Source organism: Leucobacter chromiiresistens (assembly GCF_900102345.1).
In the GTDB taxonomy this organism is placed as follows: Bacteria; Actinomycetota; Actinomycetes; order Actinomycetales; family Microbacteriaceae; genus Leucobacter; species Leucobacter chromiiresistens.
The window spans coordinates 1,341,580-1,359,124 of sequence record NZ_FNKB01000001.1 but is presented as its reverse complement, the minus strand read 5'-3'; the positions used below and the strand labels follow the sequence as shown (position 1 = coordinate 1,359,124).

The 17,545-nt window shown below is 71.4% G+C and carries 15 protein-coding genes; 7 read left to right on the top strand and 8 right to left on the bottom strand.

Annotated features, from left to right (window positions below; genetic code table 11):
• Window positions 1-117 precede the first annotated feature (117 nt).
• From BLT44_RS06275 to manA, 3 genes are read right to left on the bottom strand one after another with little or no spacing between them, the layout of a single operon-like run.
• On the bottom strand, window positions 118-1,056 hold the full coding sequence (locus BLT44_RS06275) for a bifunctional riboflavin kinase/FAD synthetase (protein WP_010154898.1): 939 nt from the start codon (window positions 1,054-1,056) through the stop codon (window positions 118-120).
• On the bottom strand, window positions 1,056-1,553 hold the full coding sequence (locus BLT44_RS06270) for a hypothetical protein (protein WP_010154899.1): 498 nt from the start codon (window positions 1,551-1,553) through the stop codon (window positions 1,056-1,058). The genes BLT44_RS06275 and BLT44_RS06270 overlap by 1 nt, the downstream gene beginning before the upstream one ends.
• Before the next feature lie 31 nt (window positions 1,554-1,584).
• The gene (gene manA / locus BLT44_RS06265) at window positions 1,585-2,892 is read right to left on the bottom strand and encodes a mannose-6-phosphate isomerase, class I (RefSeq protein ID WP_010154901.1); all 1,308 of its coding nucleotides are present in this window, start codon (window positions 2,890-2,892) and stop codon (window positions 1,585-1,587) included.
• A 99-nt stretch (window positions 2,893-2,991) separates the two neighbouring features.
• Between manA and BLT44_RS06260 the strand changes: the two genes are divergently transcribed.
• Together BLT44_RS06260 and BLT44_RS06255 are read left to right on the top strand one after the other, a co-directional pair.
• Window positions 2,992-4,383, top strand: a complete 1,392-nt coding sequence (locus tag BLT44_RS06260) for an O-antigen ligase family protein (RefSeq protein ID WP_010154902.1) — start codon at window positions 2,992-2,994, stop codon at window positions 4,381-4,383.
• Window positions 4,380-4,751: a hypothetical protein gene (locus BLT44_RS06255; protein WP_010154903.1), complete on the top strand. Its 372-nt coding sequence runs from the start codon at window positions 4,380-4,382 to the stop codon at window positions 4,749-4,751. Before BLT44_RS06260 ends, BLT44_RS06255 begins: the two co-directional genes overlap by 4 nt.
• 36 nt (window positions 4,752-4,787) lie before the next feature.
• On the opposite strand, the gene BLT44_RS06250 is transcribed toward BLT44_RS06255, so the two are convergent.
• On the bottom strand, window positions 4,788-6,170 hold the full coding sequence (locus tag BLT44_RS06250) for an HNH endonuclease signature motif containing protein (RefSeq protein ID WP_010154904.1): 1,383 nt from the start codon (window positions 6,168-6,170) through the stop codon (window positions 4,788-4,790).
• A gap of 178 nt (window positions 6,171-6,348) precedes the next feature.
• On the bottom strand, window positions 6,349-6,993 hold the full coding sequence (gene deoC, locus BLT44_RS06245; RefSeq protein ID WP_050803153.1) for a deoxyribose-phosphate aldolase: 645 nt from the start codon (window positions 6,991-6,993) through the stop codon (window positions 6,349-6,351).
• 277 nt (window positions 6,994-7,270) lie between these two features.
• On the opposite strand from deoC, the gene BLT44_RS06240 reads away from it, so the two are divergent.
• The 3 genes from BLT44_RS06240 (at window position 7,271) to nhaA (ending at window position 10,774) form a co-directional block, all read left to right on the top strand.
• Window positions 7,271-9,175: a glycosyltransferase gene (locus BLT44_RS06240; RefSeq protein ID WP_010154906.1), complete on the top strand. Its 1,905-nt coding sequence runs from the start codon at window positions 7,271-7,273 to the stop codon at window positions 9,173-9,175.
• Window positions 9,176-9,207: 32 nt separating this feature from the next.
• Window positions 9,208-9,339, top strand: coding sequence for a hypothetical protein (locus BLT44_RS16040; RefSeq protein WP_269208759.1), 132 nt, complete (start codon window positions 9,208-9,210; stop codon window positions 9,337-9,339).
• 94 nt (window positions 9,340-9,433) lie between these two features.
• Window positions 9,434-10,774 (top strand): Na+/H+ antiporter NhaA, encoded by a 1,341-nt coding sequence (gene nhaA, locus BLT44_RS06235; RefSeq protein WP_010154907.1) that lies wholly within the window; start codon window positions 9,434-9,436, stop codon window positions 10,772-10,774.
• A gap of 16 nt (window positions 10,775-10,790) precedes the next feature.
• Here the strand turns inward: nhaA and glf are convergent, their stop codons facing one another.
• The gene (gene glf, locus BLT44_RS06230; RefSeq protein ID WP_029608038.1) at window positions 10,791-11,930 is read right to left on the bottom strand and encodes a UDP-galactopyranose mutase; all 1,140 of its coding nucleotides are present in this window, start codon (window positions 11,928-11,930) and stop codon (window positions 10,791-10,793) included.
• Between the two features lie 132 nt (window positions 11,931-12,062).
• On the opposite strand from glf, the gene BLT44_RS06225 reads away from it, so the two are divergent.
• Both BLT44_RS06225 and BLT44_RS06220 read left to right on the top strand, forming a co-directional pair.
• Window positions 12,063-13,964 carry a DUF6752 domain-containing protein gene (locus tag BLT44_RS06225; RefSeq protein ID WP_010154910.1) on the top strand — a complete coding sequence of 634 codons (1,902 nt, stop codon included), beginning with the start codon at window positions 12,063-12,065 and terminating at the stop codon, window positions 13,962-13,964.
• Window positions 13,961-14,950 carry a glycosyltransferase family 2 protein gene (locus tag BLT44_RS06220; protein ID WP_010154911.1) on the top strand — a complete coding sequence of 330 codons (990 nt, stop codon included), beginning with the start codon at window positions 13,961-13,963 and terminating at the stop codon, window positions 14,948-14,950. The genes BLT44_RS06225 and BLT44_RS06220 overlap by 4 nt, the downstream gene beginning before the upstream one ends.
• Window positions 14,951-15,017: 67 nt before the next feature.
• On the opposite strand, the gene BLT44_RS06215 is transcribed toward BLT44_RS06220, so the two are convergent.
• A complete protein-coding gene (locus BLT44_RS06215; protein ID WP_010154912.1) occupies window positions 15,018-16,307 on the bottom strand; it encodes a nucleotide sugar dehydrogenase in 1,290 nt (429 codons plus the stop codon).
• 41 nt (window positions 16,308-16,348) lie between these two features.
• Window positions 16,349-17,467, bottom strand: a complete 1,119-nt coding sequence (locus BLT44_RS06210) for a glycosyltransferase family 4 protein (RefSeq protein ID WP_010154913.1) — start codon at window positions 17,465-17,467, stop codon at window positions 16,349-16,351.
• Window positions 17,468-17,545: the final 78 nt, after the last annotated feature.

Here is a 17,545-nt window from a genome sequence, read left to right as displayed (position 1 = left end):
CGGAGCCTGACCTCATGCGCGGCATGGGACTCGCGAACCGCAGAAAGCGCGACCGTGCCACCGATTCTAGCATCCGGCGCCGGGAGGATCGCGAGAGCGCGCTCGCAGCGGGCGCGCTCAGGCCCCGAGCAGCTCCCGCGCCCGCGCCACGTCGGCGTGCATCTGCACGACGAGCGCGTCGAGGCCGTCGAACCGCTCCATGCCGCGCAGGCGGTGCGCGAAGCGGATCTCGAGCGTGCGACCGTAGATGTCGTCCGAGAAGTCGAGGAGGTACGCCTCGACGCGCGAGACCTCGTCGGGCGTGAACGTCGGATTGTTGCCGACCGAGATCGCGGCGGGATGCGAGACGCCGTCGAGCACGGCCCAGCCCGCGTACACTCCGTCGGCGGGCACCAGCCCCTCGATGACCCCGCCCAGATTCGCGGTGGGGAACCCGAGCTCCCGCCCGCGCGCGTCGCCGTGCACCACCTCGCCGCGCACCGCGACGGGGCGGCCCGTCATGCGCCCGGCCCCCTCCACGTCGCCCGCGAGCAGCGCCTCGCGGATGCGGGAGGACGACACCTGACCCGCCTCGTCGTCCTCGACCCAGTCGAGCACCTCGGCGGTGAAGCCGTGCCGCTCGCCGAGTGCGCGCAGCAGCGCACCGTCGCCCGAGCCGCGGTGCCCGAAGCGGAAGTCGGCGCCCATGAGCACGTGCTTCGCGTTGAGCCGCCCCACGAGCACGTCGACGACGAACTCCTCGGCAGGGATCGACGCGAACGCCTCGTCGAACTCGACCATCACGCACGCGTCGAGGCCGAGACCCGCGATCGCCTCCAGCCGCTGCGCGCGACTCATGAGCGGACGGGGGCAGGCCTCGGGGCGCAGGTAGCTGAGCGGGTGGTTCGCGAAGGTGAAGGCGACGCTGCGCGCGCCCGAGGAGCGGGCGGCGGTGCGCATGCGCTCGAGGATCGCCTGGTGCCCGAGATGGAGGCCGTCGAACTTGCCGATGGCGACGCAGCTGCCGGACGCGAAATCGGCGGGGCGGATCGCGTCGAGCGATTCGATGATCTGCATCAGGCGGATCCTGCACGAGCCGTGCTGCGGAGCCAGATCAGCCCGAGCACCGGCAGCACGAGCGGGATGAAGAGGTAGCCGCTGCCGAAGAACGACCAGACCGACGGATGGCCGAAGAGCTGGGGCTCGAGGATGCTGAGCAGCCCGACGACGAGCACGCCGCAGAGCTCGAAGATGAGCGCGCCCCAGGCGATGCCGCGCCACACGCCGCGGCGCTTGATGAGCGCGATGGTCGCCACGATGTAGACCGCGCCCGACAGCGCCGACAGGGAGTACGCGAGCGGCGCCTCGTCGAACTTCGCGATGATCTGATAGACGGAGCGGAAGGTCGCGGCGAGCGCGAGCACGATGTACACCGCGATGAGCACGCGGCCGAGGCCGCCGAGGCGGTCGGAGGCCGCCGCCGATCCCGGCTCCGGAGCGCGCGCAGCGGACCGCGCGGCGGCGGGGGCTGCGGCGGTTCGCGAGGCGGGGGCTTCGGATTCGGCGTTCGACACGCGGATCAGTGTACTCGCCTTCGCAGGCCGATCAGCGCTCGCCGACTCCCACGGTCGCGAGGAAGACCTCCCCGTGCCCGGTGATGCAGATCGGCTCGCCGGCCGACACGTACAGCGACTGGCCCCGGCGCGCGCTCACCACCTCGGCGGGCTGCGCATCGGGGCGCTCGATGCGCACCTTGCCGGCGGTCACGACGAGCACGACGGGGGCGTGCGCCGGGAGATCGACGCGGGTGGCGGCCTCCGACGCCGCGTAGCCGCTGCCCGCCTCCGCCTCGGCCTCGCGCACGCGGGCGCGCACGAGCTGGAACTCGGGCACCGCGGGGCGCCACGCGAGCACCCCGCTGCCGAGGCGCTCGGCCGGGAAGCGGGGGTCGGCGAGCTCTCCCGTGTCGACGATGCGGCACAGCTCGTCGATGTCGACGTGCTTCTGCGTGAGGCCCGCGCGCAAGACGTTGTCGGAGGACGCCATCACCTCGACGGCGACGCCCGAGAGGTAGGCGTGGATCTGCCCCGCGCCCAGGTAGATCGCCTCCCCCGGTGCGAGCCGCACGAGGTGCAGCAGCAGCGAGACGAGCACCCCCGGGTCGCCCGGATGCGCCGCGGCGAGGGCGCGGAGCGCGGCGAGGCGATCCGGATCGACCGCACCCTCTTCGAGCGCGCGCTCCCAGAACCCGAGCACGCCCGACTCCGCGGCCGCGAGCACCTCCACGAGACACGCCAGGGCGTCGCCGACCGCCGGCTCGCGGCTGAACACCCAGGTCAGGAAGTCGCGTCGCAGCTCGCCCGCGTCGCGCCCGACCAGTCGGCAGGCGGCGCGCTCGAACCCCGCCGCCCCCGGTGCGAGGCCGAGCTCGCGGGCGGCGGCCGCCAGCAGCAGCAGATCCTCGCGGGCGAGCGCCAGATCGCGGAACCCGCTCAGCGCCGTCACCTCGGTCAGCGCGACCAGCAGCTCCGGCTTGTGCGTCGGATCGCAGTAGTTGCGCTCGCGGGCATCGCGCGGCACGCCCGCCCGCTCCTCCGCGGCGAATCCGGCCGCCGCCTGCTCGCGATTCGGGTGCACCTGCAACGACAGCGGCGCGCCGATCGCGAGCACCTTCAGCAGGAACGGGAGCGGGCCGCCATCGACGCCGTAGCGCTCGGGATCGCTCTCGACGAGGTCGATGAGCGTGTGCTGCACCGGGGTCGCCTTCGCCACCTGGGCCGGGCTGCCCGGATGCGTGCCGAGCCAGAGCTCCGCCTGCGGCTCGCCCGTCGGGGCCGTGCCGAGCATGTCGGGGAGCGCCTCGGTCGACCCCCAGGCGTACGCGCGCGGGGTGTTCTCGATGAAGATCAGCACGTCACTCCTCCGCCTCCGCCTCTCGGCCGCCGCACATCGACCGACTCGGGGCCGCCTGCGCGCACCGACCGTCGCGGGGCATGAACTACCATACCGACTATGTCGGAGAGCAAGACCAGACTCGGTGTGAGCGCGTTCGCGATCTGCGTCTTCATCCTGGCGCTGGGCAGCAACGGTGTGCGCAATCTCGTCGGATGGGCCGGTTTCCTGGGCCTCGCCGCCGCGCTCGTCGTGTGGGGGATCGTCATCTTCGTGCGCGAGCGACCGGAGCGGTTCCGCTGGTATCGCCTGCCCGCGCCGCTCTACTGGTTCCTCGGCCTCGCGATCCTCTCGATCCTCTGGTCGCAGTACCGCTTCGAGAGCGTGCTCGGCGTGCTCGGGCAGCTCGCCACCACGCTGCTCGCCGTCGTCATCGCCTTCGTGCTGTCGTGGCACGAGGTGCTGCGCACGCTCGGCACCGCGCTGCGGTACCTCATCGGGCTCTCGCTCGTCTTCGAGCTGATCGTCGCGGTCTTCGTGCAGCGCCCCGTCTTCCAGAACTTCATCGACGGCTTCGTCGACGTGCCCGAATCGGGGAAGGTGCCGAAGCTCCTCTACTGGAGCCGCGACCTGCTCTTCGCCGGCGGCCCCATCCAGGGCCTCGTCGCGAGCTCGGTGCTGCTCGGGTTCATCGCCCTGCTCGGGCTCATCATCTTCGGCATCCAGCTGCGCGCCGGTCTCGTGCGCCCCGTACGGGGATGGTTCTGGGTGGTCGTCTCCTTCGGCACGATCCTGCTCACCCGCGGGGCGACCGTCTGGGTCGCGCTCGCCGCGGTGGTGGTCGGGCTGGTCCTCGCCCTGTGGGCCCGCAGGCTCGGGCCCGAGCGCCGCGTGCCGCTCTACGCCACCGGCGGGGCCGTGCTGGTCGCCGCCATCGGGCTCGTGCTGTTCGCGCGCGACTTCGTCTTCGGGCTGCTCGGCAAGAGCGGAGACCTCACCGGCCGCGTCGAGACCTGGCAGAAGGTCATCGACCTGGCGGAGCAGCGCCCCTGGTTCGGCTGGGGCTGGGTGAGCTACTGGGCGCCGTGGGCCGAGCCGTTCGCCTCGCTCGACGAGAAGGCCGGCATCCAGGTGATGAGCGCCCACAACGCGTGGCTCGACGTCTGGTTCCAGCTCGGCATCGTGGGGCTGCTCGCGTTCGCCCCGCTGGTCGTGCTCACCACGTGGCGCGTCTGGTTCCGCGCCGTCGACCCGCCGCGGCGCGGCTACGGGCCGCCGCTGACCTACGCGACCAGTGCGCTCTGGCCGTTCCTCGTGATGATCGCCCTGCTCGTGCAGTCGCTCACGGAGAGCCGCCTCATCATCGAGGGGAACTGGCTGCTCCTCGTGCTGCTGGCCGTGAAATCGCGCTTCGACTTCCAGCTGCCCTCGCTCGAGGCCGAACCCACGCAGCTGCCCTGGCGGCGCGTGCCCATCACGTCGGAGACCGGCGCCGTCGGGGTGCAGCGATGACCGCGCTGCACCTCACCACCGAGCGGCTCGTGCAGCTGCGCTCCGATGCGCGCCTCGAACGCGAGACCATCTTGGAGCACCTCGTGCGCGACGGCGAAGACCCCGCCACCGCATACGCCGAGACTCCGGAGGTCGACGATTTCGTGGTGCGCGCCCTCCGCGACGAGATGCTCGAAGACCGCGGGCTGCTCGCCGAATTCGGGCTCGCGCGCCTCGCCGCACGGGCGGGCGGCACCGACGCCGCGGTGCACCGGCGCAACGCGGATCGCGTGGAGTTCGAACTGCTGCGCGAGATCGCGGCGAGCGCGCCGCCGCTCACCGTCGCCGTGTGGCGCGCCGGTCAGGAGCTGCAGGTCCACGACGACTGAGGCCGCCGGCATTCGGGCGCCGCGCTCGGGCAGCGCTCAGGCCGCCGCGCTCTGCTCGTGCTGCGAGACCTCCGCGCCGCCACCGGCGTCTGCGACGGGGCCGAACATCACCCGGGATGGCGGCCGCTCCCGTTTTCGGCGCCCCAGCGGCGTCGCCCAGTCGATCGAACCGTCGGGGTGCTGCGTCATCTCGATGCCCGCGTGGTGCTTCATCGTGTGGTGGCGTCGGCACAGCACCGCCAGATTGACGACTGAGGTCGCTCCTCCCCGGGCCGCGTCGTGCGTGTGGTCGACGTCTGCGCGGAACGGCACGATCTGGCAACCCGGGAACCGGCAGTGCTGATCCCGCGCACGGAGGTAGCGGAGCAGCTCCTCGGAGGGCCGGTAGCGATCCACGGCGAGCACCTCGCCCGTCGCGTGGTCGACGGCGACTCGGTCCCAGCTCCGGGAGAGACCCGCGAGCAGCCGCGCGCGGTCCGCGCCGATCGCACCGTACCCGCTGAGCATCGCCGGCGCCGGGAGGCCGGTATGCGTGGCGGGGGCGCCCACCGCGGGGGCATCCTCGGTCAGAGCGCTCACCGGCACGATCACCTGCACCCGCGCATCGATCCGCTCGCCACTCACCCCGCCGTGCGCGCGCCACGCCTGCGACGGGTCGCCGTTCAGCAGCAGCTCCGTGCAGAGGTCGGCCCGCGCCTGATCGAGCGTGCGCGGCACGACCCCGCCGACGTCACGCTCACCGCTCTCGCCTGTAGCAGCCGCCGCCGCATCGGCGTCTACCTGCACCCGCGCGATCCGCGTCAGACGGTCGTGCAGGGCCGCGGCGAGCGCCGCGTCGACGACCGCGTGCAGCTCCGCCATCCCGTCGTCGAGCGGCGTCACCCACACCCGTCGCGCTTCGGCGGCACGCGCGCATCGTTCGTCGAGCGTTCGCTCGGCGAACCGCTCCGCGAGCACCTTCGCGGCCCGACGCGCCCGGTTCGGCGTCTCGGCCTCCGCGACCTCCACGGCTGCCCGCGTGTACGCCTCACGAGCGACCGGGCGCGCGATGATCAGCCCGGCGTCGGCGATGGCGGAGGCGTGCGCGACCGAGATGCGCCCTGACGCGAGTGCGGCGTGGGCCCCCGCGAACCGCGTGCACAGATCGTGCGACCGCTCGATCAGGGCCTCCGCGCTGCGATCGGCGATGCCGAGCGCGAACCCCACCTCGGCCGAGGCCGCGCGGTGCACCAGTTCGGCGGCTCGCCCGGTGCGGCCCTCAGCTGCGCACACCGCATCGGAGACCTGCCGCACCCGCGCGAGCAGCGCCCGCTTGCGACCCTCGAGACCGCGGATCTCCCGTTCGACCGCGGCGATCGCCGTCACGACCGCATCGAGCTCGGCGCCCTGCGGGTCGGGAAAGAACGGTTCGGCCTCCATGGAACAAGCCTGGTCGGCACCACCGACACTCACGAGGTCGAGACCGCGGGTTCGATTCCAAGATTTCGGGGCATCCGTTGTTGAGCACCCGACAACGCTCAAGCGGGCAGGCGCCCGGCCGACGACACTCGAGCGATCAGGCGCCCGCCTCCGCACGCCGGGCGGAAGCACACCCCGCTCAGTACCCGGACGAACCCGTTCCGCCCGAGAGCACGGCCCGGCTCGACGAGAGGCCGAGCCGGCTCGCACCGGCGCGCAGCATCGCCTCCGCGTCCTCGCGGCTGCGGATGCCGCCCGACGCCTTGATGGCGAGGCGATCCCCCACGGCCCGCCGCATCACCTCCACAGCGTGCACCGTGGCTCCTCCCGCGGGGTGGAAGCCGGTCGACGTCTTCACGAAGTCGGCCCCCGCGGCCTCGGCCGCGCCGCACACCGCGACGATCGTGTAGTCGTCGAGCGCGGCCGATTCGATGATCACCTTCAGCACGGTGGGCGCGGGCACCGCGGCGCGCACGGCCCGGATGTCGGCCTCGACCGCCTCGATGCGCCCGTCGAGCGCGGCCCCGACGTCGATCACCATGTCGATCTCGTCGGCGCCCTGCGCCACGGCGAACGCCGCCTCCGCGGCCTTGACGGCGGAGCGGTGCTTGCCGCTCGGAAACCCGCACACGGCCGTGACCTGGAGCGCGCTCCCCGCGGGCAGCTCCAGCGGCAGCTCGCTGGGCGACACGCAGACGCTGTACACGCCGAGCTCCTCGGCCTCGGCGACGGCGCGCTCCACGTCCGCCCGCCGCCCCTCGGGCTTCAAGAAGGTGTGATCGATGGCGCGGGCGAGATCAGCGCGAGCGAGATCGGCGCTGGCGAGATCGGCGCGGGCGAGATCGGCGCCGCGCCCGGCGTCGGCGGCGTGTTCGGGTGCGACCACGGGGGCTCCTGTTCGAGACGGGGATCGGCGGCACGGGATCGGACCGCTCCGCTCCAGCCTAAGCGGCGCCCCCGCTCGGCCCGCACCCCCGCTCGACCCCCAGCCTCCGGGCGCAACCGCGCCGCTAGACTGAATCGGTACTCTGCCCGCCGCACGCCCAGAGAGGCTCGCTCCGATGCCGACCATCCTGCAGAACGTCGTGTTCCCCGTCGCCAAAGACCCGGACATGCTGCCGCTCTACGCGGACGCCGAGACCTGGACCACGGTGCGCAACCGGCCCGTGCGCCTCAGCGAGAACGCGCACATCGACCACGTGCTCTCCCGCGACAGCATGCGCGTGCGCTCGGGGCACCGCGTCTCGTTCGCGAGCTACTTCAACGCGTTCCCGGCGGCGTACTGGCAGCACTGGACGGTCGTCGACCGGGTGCGGCTCGAGCTGACCACGCAGGGCCCCGGCACGATCATCGTGTACCGCTCGAACGCGTCGGGCGTGCAGCAGCGCGTCGACTCGTGCGCGGTGACCGGGGAGGCGACCTCCACGTTCGATCTCCCCCTGCGCTCCTTCAGCGACGGCGGCTGGTACTGGTTCGATCTCATCGCGAGCACCGAGGATCTCGAGCTGCAGGGCGGCCGCTGGTCGACCGACGCTCAGCCGGTGGAGACGGGCAAGCTCAGCCTGGGCATGACCACGTACAACAAGCCCGACTACTGCGTCGGCACGCTCCGCAACGTCGCCGAGAACCCCGGGCTGCTCGACGGGATCGATCGCATCTTCCTGGTCGATCAGGGCACGCAGAAGGTGCGCGACGAGGCCGGGTTCGACGAGGTGGCGGCGGCGCTCGGCGAGAAGCTGCAGGTCATCGAGCAGGGCAACCTGGGCGGCTCGGGCGGGTTCGCGCGCTCGATGGCCGAGACGCTGGAGCGGGAGGACAGCGACTTCCTGCTCCTGCTCGACGACGATGTGGAGTTCGAGGCGGAGAGCGCGCTCCGCGCCCTGCAGTTCGGCCGTTTCAGCCGCACGCCGGTGATCGTGGGCGGCCACATGTTCGATCTGCTCGACAAGCCCGTGCTGCACGCCTGGGCCGAGGTGGTACGGCCAGGCCCCTTCCTCTGGGGTCCCTCGTTCGAGGAGCAGCACCGCCACGACTTCCGCAAGCGCAATCTGCGGCAGACCCCGTGGATGCACGCGCGTCTCGACGCCGACTACAACGGCTGGTGGATGTGCATGATCCCGAAGAAGATCATCGCCGAGATCGGCCTGTCGCTGCCGGTGTTCATCAAGTGGGACGACGCGGAGTACGGCCTGCGCGCCCGCTCCGCCGGCTACCGCACGGTGTCGATGCCCGGCGTGGCCCTCTGGCACGTCTCCTGGATCGACAAGGACGACTCGCAGGACTGGCAGGCGTTCTTCCACACCCGCAACCGCATCATCGCCGGCCTGCTGCACTCCGACCAGCCGGGCAGCGGCAAGCTGCTGCAGAACAGCGGCCGGCAAGACATCAAGAAGCTGCTGAACATGCAGTACTACGCGACGCAGCTCGCGGTCGACGGCATGCGCTCGGTGCTGCGGGGCCCGAGCGGTCTCCATGAGGATCTGCCGAAGGACATGCCCGCGGCCCGGGCCCGGGCGGCCGATTTCCCCGAGACGCACGTGTACCGCTCCGGCGATCCCGATACGCCGTACGCGCGCGGCGGTCGCGCGCTCCCGCTGCTCAAGAAGCCGAAGGACTATCCGACGGGTCTCCGTCTCGGCGCGTTCACCGCGCGCATGATCCCGGTCCACTGGCGGCGCACCGTGAGCGAGCACGACGCGCAGGCGCCCGAGCTGGAGTACGCGAAGGTGGACGCGCTGTGGTGGCGCATTCCGCGCCACTCGAGCGTGCTCATCGGGGCCGCCGACGGCAGCGGCAAGATGTGGTACCGCCACGATCGGGCGAAGTTCCGCCGCCTGCTGAAGGAGTCGCGCGACCTGGTGCGCGAGATCGAGAAGAACTGGGATCGCCTCGCCGCCGAGTATCGCGCGGCACTGCCGCAGATCACCTCGGCCGAGGAGTGGAGGCGCACCTTCGAGGGCCGCTGATCGCGGGCCCCTCGTTTGCTACGCTGGATCCGATGACTTCGCACGGGTTCCCCCAGACCTTCACTCCGGTGGAGTGGATGCTGTCGCACCCGGGCACCAACGGATACGTCTCCTCCTGGGGCGCCATGCTCTCGGGCACCACCCCCACGTTCGCCGCAGCCTAGAACGGCGCCTGCACCGTGGTCTGCTCTGCAGCCACGCCGATGCGCGCTGCCGTTCACGAACTGTTCAGACTGCGAGTGAACCCTGGGAGACGCTGTGGCATCCACGCCCCGAACACCTGATCAGACCGTTCCGCGTTACGGAACCTTCTCGGAAGCGCGCAGGATCAGCACGATCCTGCGCACAGAAGCCGTCGGCGGCATCCTGCTCGTCTGCGCGGCCCTCGTCGCGATCGTCTGGGCGAACTCGCCGGGCGCCGACACGTACTTCGCCCTGCGCGACTGGGAGTTCGGGTACGAGCCCTGGCACCTGCGCCTCAGCCTGGGCGCCTGGGCCGCCGACGGCCTGCTCGCGATCTTCTTCTTCCTCGTCGGCCTGGAGCTGAAGCGCGAATTCGTCGCGGGCGACCTCAAGCACGTGCGCACCGCGATGCTGCCGATCGCGGCCGCGGTCGGCGGCGTGCTCGTGCCGGCCGGCATCTACGCCGCGGTGGTCTGGTCGCATCCCGAACTGCGCGCCGGATGGGCCATCCCCACGGCCACCGATATCGCGTTCGCGGTCGCCGTGCTCGCGATCATCGGCTCGAAGCTGCCCGCCGCGCTCCGCATCTTCCTGCTCACGCTCGCCGTCGTCGACGACCTGCTCGCGATCAGCATCATCGCGATCTTCTACACCGACAGCATCGCGGTGCTCCCGCTCCTGCTCGCGCTCCTCTCCATCGCGGTCTACGGAGCGATCGCCCAGGCCTTCCGCCGGTTCTTCAGCACGCGGCCGCTCGCCGCCTGGATCGTGCTGCTGCCGATCGGCGTCACCGCCTGGGCGTTCATGCACGCATCCGGCATCCACGCGACGATCGCGGGCGTGCTGCTCGGCTTCACCATTCCGGTGCTGCACGCCCGGCGCGACGAGCAGCGCACCGCTCCAGGCCTCGCCGAGGGGTTCGAGCACCGGTTCCGCCCCATCTCGGCGGGCTTCGCCGTGCCGATCTTCGCCTTCTTCGCCGCGGGAGTCTCGGTGGGCGGCTGGGAGGGCCTGCGCGCGGCCGCCGCGAACCCCGTCACGTTCGGAATCGTGGCCGCGCTCGTGCTGGGCAAGCCGGTCGGCATCGTGCTCACGACCTGGCTGGTCACGAAGGCGACGCGCGCACGGCTCGATCCGGCGCTGCGCTGGATCGACATCGTCGGCGTCGGTCTGCTCGCGGGGATCGGATTCACGGTGTCGCTGCTGGTCGCCGAGCTCAGCTTCGCCGCGGGCACCCCGGCGCACGACACCGCGAAGGCGGCGATTCTCGCGGCATCGGTGATCGCCGCCGCACTCGCCGCGATCCTGCTCGGCGTGCGCAACCGCCAGTTCGGGCGCGTGCAGCGCCGAGACCGGGTGGACGCCGACGGCGACGGAGTGCCCGACGTGTATCAGGGCGCTCCGCCGCAGGCGTGAGTCGGGCCGGGCCCGTCTAGAGCAGGTCGGCGAGCTTGTTGTTGTACATCGACAGCGCGGAGCCGATGGCCATGTGCATGTCGAGGTACTGGTAGGTGCCGAGGCGCCCGCCGAACAGCACGCCGTTCTCGCCCTCCGTGAGCTGCCGGTACTTGAGCAGGCGGTCGCGGTCCTCAGGGGTGTTGACCGGGTAGTACGGCTCGTCGTCGCGGGTCGCGAAGCGGGAGAACTCGCGCATGATGACGGTCTTATCGGCCGGGTACTCGCGCTCGGGGTGGAAGTGGCGGAACTCGTGGATGCGGGTGTACGGCACGTCGGCACCGGCGTAGTTCATCACGCTCGTGCCCTGGAAGTCGCCCACGGGCAGCACCTCCTGCTCGAAGTCGAGCGTGCGCCAGCCGAGCTCGCCCTCCGCGTAGTCGAAGTAGCGGTCGACGGGGCCGGTGTAGACGATCGGCACCGTGCCGACGACGGCGCGCTTGTTGAGCGGCTGGCTCTCGTCGAAGAAGTCGGTGTCGAGGCGCACCTCGATGTTCGGGTGGTCGGCCATCCGCTCGAGCCACGCCGTGTACCCGTCGGTGGGCAGCCCCTCGTGCGTGTCGTTGAAGTAGCGGTTGTCGTACGTGTAGCGCACCGGGAGGCGGCTGATGATCTCGGCGGGCAGATCTGTGGTCGGCGTCTGCCACTGCTTCGCGGTGTAGTCGCGGATGAAGGCCTCGTAGAGCGGGCGCCCGATGAGCGAGATGCCCTTCTCCTCCAGGTTCTGCGCCGACTTCGTGTCGAACTCCTCCGCCTGCTCCGCGATGAGCTCTCGCGCCTGCTGCGGGCCGTACGCGGCGCGGAAGAACTGGTTGATCGTGCCGAGGTTGATCGGCAGCGGGTACACCTCGTCCTTGAAGTTCGAGTAGACCTTGTGCACGTAGTTCGTGAAGGTGGTGAAGCGGTTGACGTACTCCCACACGGTCTCGTTGGAGGTGTGGAAGAGGTGGGCGCCGTAGCGGTGCACCTCGATGCCGGTCTCCGGCTCCGCTTCCGAGTAGGCGTTGCCGCCGATGTGCGAGCGGCGATCGATCACCACGACTCGCTTGCCCGCGCTGGCAGCGCGTTCGGCGATGGTGAGTCCGAAGAAACCTGATCCGACGACGAGAAGATCCATGGCATCGAGCATACCGGCGGGGCGCGCCGCCTCCCTGCGCCGTGCCGCGCTCGCGAGCGACCGGCCCGCGGAGCGCGTAAACTTTCAGGGAGCGTCTGATGAACGGCGCAGAAACGAGCAGCTCCTCCGCCCATGCCCTTCATCGCGACTCCGCAGGGTCTCACCCTCCCCGACCTCACCGAGGACGTTCGGTCGGTCGACGTGCACTTCGGCGAGCAACGGGTGTGGTCCATCGACCTGTTGGATCGCGAGGAGGCTCCGACGCAGGCGCTGCCCTGGCCGCCCGCACTGCACCCGCACCTCACGGGATCGGCCGACGTGGTGCTGCGCCGCTCGGGCGACGGCGAGGAGCTCGGCCGATCGCGCGTCGCCTTCACCGACGAGCCGCACCCCACCCGCGTGGTGGACGCCGAGGGCATCCCGCTCGCCATCAACAAGTGGGGGCGGCTCGGGAAGACGCTGGGAGCGGGGAACGCGGGCGTGCAGGAGCGCATCCTCGACCGCACCGAGGAGATCATCGGGCACCTCGTCGGCATGGGGCTGCGGCCGTTCGTCGTCGGCGGCACCCTGCTCGGCGGCGTGCGCGAGGGCGCGCTGCTGCCGCACGACGACGACGCCGATGTGGCGTACCTGTCGGAGCTGCGCAACCCGGCCGACGTGGCGCGCGAGGGCTTCGCCGTGGGGCATCGCCTGCAGCAGCTCGGGTACGAGCTCGTGCGGCACAGCGCGACGCACATGCAGCTCTACTTCCGCACCCCGGCCGGGTCGGTGGACCACTACGTCGACGTCTTCACCGCCTTCTTCACCGACGACGGCATGATCAATCAGCCGTTCCACGTGCGGGGGCCGCTGCGCGCGGACCAGATGCTGCCGTTCGGCTCGGTGCAGATCGCGGGGCGCGCGTTCCCGGCGCCGGCGGATCCCGAGGCCTGGCTCGTCATCAACTACGACGAGAACTGGCGCACGCCCATCCCCGGCTACCATCTCGGCACGCCCCGCAGCACCTCGCGGCGGTTCCAGAGCTGGTTCGGCTCCTACCACTTCAAGCGGGACTTCTGGAACGAGTTCTACGCGACGGGCGGCGACCCGGATCCCGATGCCCAGTGGGCCTCGGGCGCGGAGTGGATTCTGGGCGAGCGCGACGCGCTGCGCGCGCCCGTGCTGCTCGAGCTCGGCGCCGGGAGCGGCGCTCTCGCGGCGCGGTTGAGCAGCGATCCGGGCCCCCACCGCCATCGCACCCGAGTCATCGCCTCCGACTACTCCTCCAGCGCGCTCTCCGCGGCGCGCGCTCGCGCGAACGCGAACGCGCGCACGCCTGCCGAAGGCGGGGCGGGCGCGGGCCCCGGCTTCGAGGTCGACCACCTCAATCTGTACCGCACGCTCTCCCTCGACGTCTTCCGTCGCCTCGGCGTCTCGGGCCCCGTCGACATCGTCGCCAACCATCTGCTCGAGCAGGTCGGTCACATCGCCCGCGCGAACGCGCTGCGCCTGATCCGCATGGCGCTGCGCTCGGGCGGCACCGCCCGAGCGACGGCGTACCGGGAGCACGCCGCAGACGTGTCGTTCGGCGACCCGACGACGTGGCATCTGAGTACGATCGACTTGGCGCGAGAAGCACGAGCGTACGGCCTCGACATCGACGTCGAGCCGATCGACCCGCAGCCCCACGAGCGCGAACGACGACCCTACGGGGTCAGGTTCACCCTCGGCGCCGCCCCGCCCATTCGCAAGGAGATCTCGATGAAGCAACGCCTGAAGCGACTCGTCATGCGCGCTCGCCCCACCGGCGCCCGCGCGCAGATCGAAGCGCTCACGGAGCGCGTCAGCGAGCTCGAGAACGAGCTCGACGAGTACCGCCGCGACAGCCTGCGCGTGGCCGAGCTGCTCGATCTCGCCGAGCAGCGCCTCACCCCGGCGTCGGACGACGGCGGAGCGGGCGACGGATCCGGCGACCCCGGCACCGGCACCGGCGCAGCCCGCCCCGCAGCGACTCCCGAACACCCCCACAGCGAGACCCCGAGAGCGGAAGCATGACCGAATCCGAATCCGAATTCCATCCCGGCACGCACCCCGTGCCCATCGTCGGCGCTGCGCTCTCCGCAGACAGCGACCGCGCCCGCGTCGCCGCCGTCATCGTGACGTTCAACCGTCTGGCGAAACTGCCGCAGACCCTCGCGACCGTGAGTGCGCAGACCCACGAGTGCGACTGGATCGTCGTCGTGAACAACGCGTCGACGGACGGCACGAAGGAGTACCTCGACGGTCTCGACGACCCGCGGCTCGTGGTGCTGCACCTCGACGAGAACCTCGGCGGCGCGGGCGGGTTCGAGCACGGCATGGCGCACGGCGTGAATCTCGGCGCCGACTTCGTCTGGATCATGGACGACGACTGCTACCCCGATCCCGACGCCCTCGCGACGCTGCTCGAACAGCGCGACGCCTCGTCGCGCGCGCTCGGCCGCGAGGTGCCGTTCGCGTGCTCGATGGTGAAGTACATCGACGGATCGCTGTGCGAGATGAACAACCCGATCACCACGTGGGATTGGCCCCGCGCCTACCTCGCGGGCGTCAAGTCGCTGCTCGTGGTCGAGTGCACCTTCGTCTCGGTGCTCGTGCCGCGCTGGGCGATCGAGGAGCAGGGGCTGCCGCTCGGCGAGTACTTCATCTGGTTCGACGACAAGGAGTACACGAAGCGGCTCACCCACGCCTACGGCCCGGGCATCATCGCGCTCGACAGCGAGGTCGTGCACGACATGGGCGTGAACGCCGGCGTGAACTACCGCTTCATCGACGAGAGCAACGTCTGGAAGTTCGAGAAGGGCGCCCGCAATCAGGCCTCCTACCGGCTGCGCCGCGAGGGCCGCGTCTCCTACCTCATGTACTACCGGCGCCTGTTCCTCGAGATGCGCGAGGGCGGGGTGGCGAAGCCGGTGCGCAAGCGCATGTTCCGCGCGCTCAAAGCGGCGCGCTCGTTCGACCCGCAGCCGCGGTTCCCGAACGATCCGCGCTACCGGCGCTGAGCGCCCGACAGACGACGAACGCCGCCGCGAACCGATGGTCGCGGCGGCGTTCGTCGTTCCGTGCGGCTCAGGCGCCGATGACGATGCGCGGCACCCCGGTCCACTTCGCCGGATCGGTGGCGTTGCGCCCATCGGCGAACAGCTTGATCTCGGGGAAGTCGGCGGGCCCGAGCGCCAGGTAGTCGGCGTGGTCGGCCTGCAGGATCGCGACGTCCACCGGGTCGCCGATCGTGTGGGCCGTGAATCCGTACCCCGCCAGCTCCTCGTCGGAGAACAGCGGGTCGTGCACGGTGACCGCGGCGCCCCGCTCGACGAGCGCCTCGACCGTCGGGAACACACCGGAGACCGCGGTCTCCTTGACGCCGCCGCGGTAGGCCGCGCCGAGCACGACGACGCGCTGGCCCGAAAGGTCGCCGATGGTCTGCTGCACGCGATCCACCACGTACTCGGGCATCGTCGCGTTGTAGTTGCGGGCGGTGCGCACGATGTCGGCGTCGGGGTCGGTCGACAGGTAGAGACGCGGGTAGACCGGGATGCAGTGGCCGCCGACGGCGATGCCGGGGCGGTGGATGTGGCTGAACGGCTGCGAGTTGCAGGCCTCGATCACCTTGTACACGTCGATGCCCGCGGTGTCGGCGAAGCGCGCGAACTGGTTCGCGAGGCCGATGTTCACGTCGCGGTACGTCGTCTCGGCCAGCTTCGCCATCTCGGCCGCTTCGGCGGTGCCCATGTCCCAGACGCCGTTGGGCCGGGGCAGATCGGTGCGCTCGTCGAAGGTGAGCACCGACTCGTAGAAGTCGATCGCCTTGCGGGTGCCGGCCTCGTTCAGACCGCCCACGAGCTTCGGGTACTTCTTCAGGTCGGCGTACACACGGCCGGTGAGCACGCGCTCGGGCGAGAACACGAGGTGGAAGTCGGTGCCCTCGGCGAGCCCGGAGACCTCCTCGATGAGCGGCTTCCAGCGGCCGCGCGTCGTGCCGACCGGCAGGGTGGTCTCGTAGGAGACGAGGGTGCCGGGGGTCAGGTGCTCGGCGAGCGAGCGCGTCGCCGCATCCATCCACTTGAAGTCGGGCTCCCAGGTCTCCTCGTCGACGAGGAGCGGCACGACGAGCACGACCGCGTCGGCCCCGGGAATGGCGTCGGCGTAATCGCTCGTCGCGCGCAGCCTGCCCGCGGGCACCTGCTCGGCGAGCTTCTCGGCGAGACCCGCCTCGCCCGGGAAGGGCTCTTCGCCGCGGTTGATGCAGTCGACCAGAGCCTGGTTGACGTCGACCCCCACGACTTCGTGCCCCATCGAGGCGTACTGCGTGGCGAGCGGGAGCCCGATCTTTCCGGTGGCGACGACTGCAATTTTCACGGGATCAGTCTAGCGCCACGGCGCGCCGCCCGGCTGATCCCTCAGCGAACACCCGAATCCGCGGCGGCGCCCGCCTGCTCGCGGGCCTCCGCATACACCGCCGCGTACGCCTCGGATCGCCGCTCCGGGGAGAAGCGCTCACGGGCCTGCGCGGCCGTCGCCGCGCGCTGCTCGACGCTGTCGGCGCGGAGCAGCTCCTGAACCGCGTCCGCGAGATCCGGAGCCGCGCGCTTCGCGAGCCGCGCGGCGGCGAACTCCTCGAGCAGCCCCGTGTGCCCGCCGGTGCCCGAGGCCACGACGGGGAGGCCGCACGCGAGCGCCTCCGCGAGCGCGATCCCGAACGTCTCCCCCGCCGTCGGCAGCACGAAGACGTGCGCTGCGAGCAGCTCCGCCTCCAGATCCGCGCGCTCCAGCTGGCCGAGCAGGTGCACCCGCGACTGGAGCCCCGCCTCGGCGACGGCGGCGTCCACGGCGCCGCGCTCCGGCCCCTGGCCCACCCAGCGCAGCTCCGCGTCGACTCCGCGCCGCACCAGCTCCGCGAGGGTGTCGACGGCGATCCCGGGCCCCTTGTGCGGGGTCAGGCCGCCGACCGCGATCAATCGCACCGCTGCGCCCACCGCGGCGGGCGTGGAGTGGCGGCCGAGCGGCGGCATCGGCACAGCGTTCTCGATCACCCGCGGCTCGGCCCGGCACCACCGGCGGATCGATCGCGCGAGCGACGCGCTCACCGCCACCACCCGGTCGGGGCGGCGCAGCCGGCGGAACACGAGGCGCTTGATCCCACCCTTGACGCCGGTGACGGGCTTCGCGAGCCCCGACCAGTGCTCGCTGTGCACCCACGGCAGACGCACGCGCAGGCCCCAGAACGGGAGCAGTGCGGGGAACGCCATCGTGTGCAGCACGTCGGCTCGCGCGAGCTCGCCGCGAATCGCAGACCGCGCCCCTCGCCAGGTGCGCGGGCGCGTCGCCGAGAAGGGCACTCGGCGCACGCTCAGGTCGGTGCCCGCCTCCTCCGCCTCGAGATACCAGTCGGGGCGGATGAGGTGCAGCACGCGCACGTCGCGCCCGGCTGCGATCATCTCGGCGTCCCTGAGGTTGAACACGCCCGATCCCGTGTGCATGCGGGAGGGGAACCAGGGGGTGACGACCAGAACGCGCATACGCCTACACTACGACCTGCCGCCCGGCCGAAACCGACGCACGAGGCTCGCCGAGCCCACGGGGCCCGCGGGGCTCAG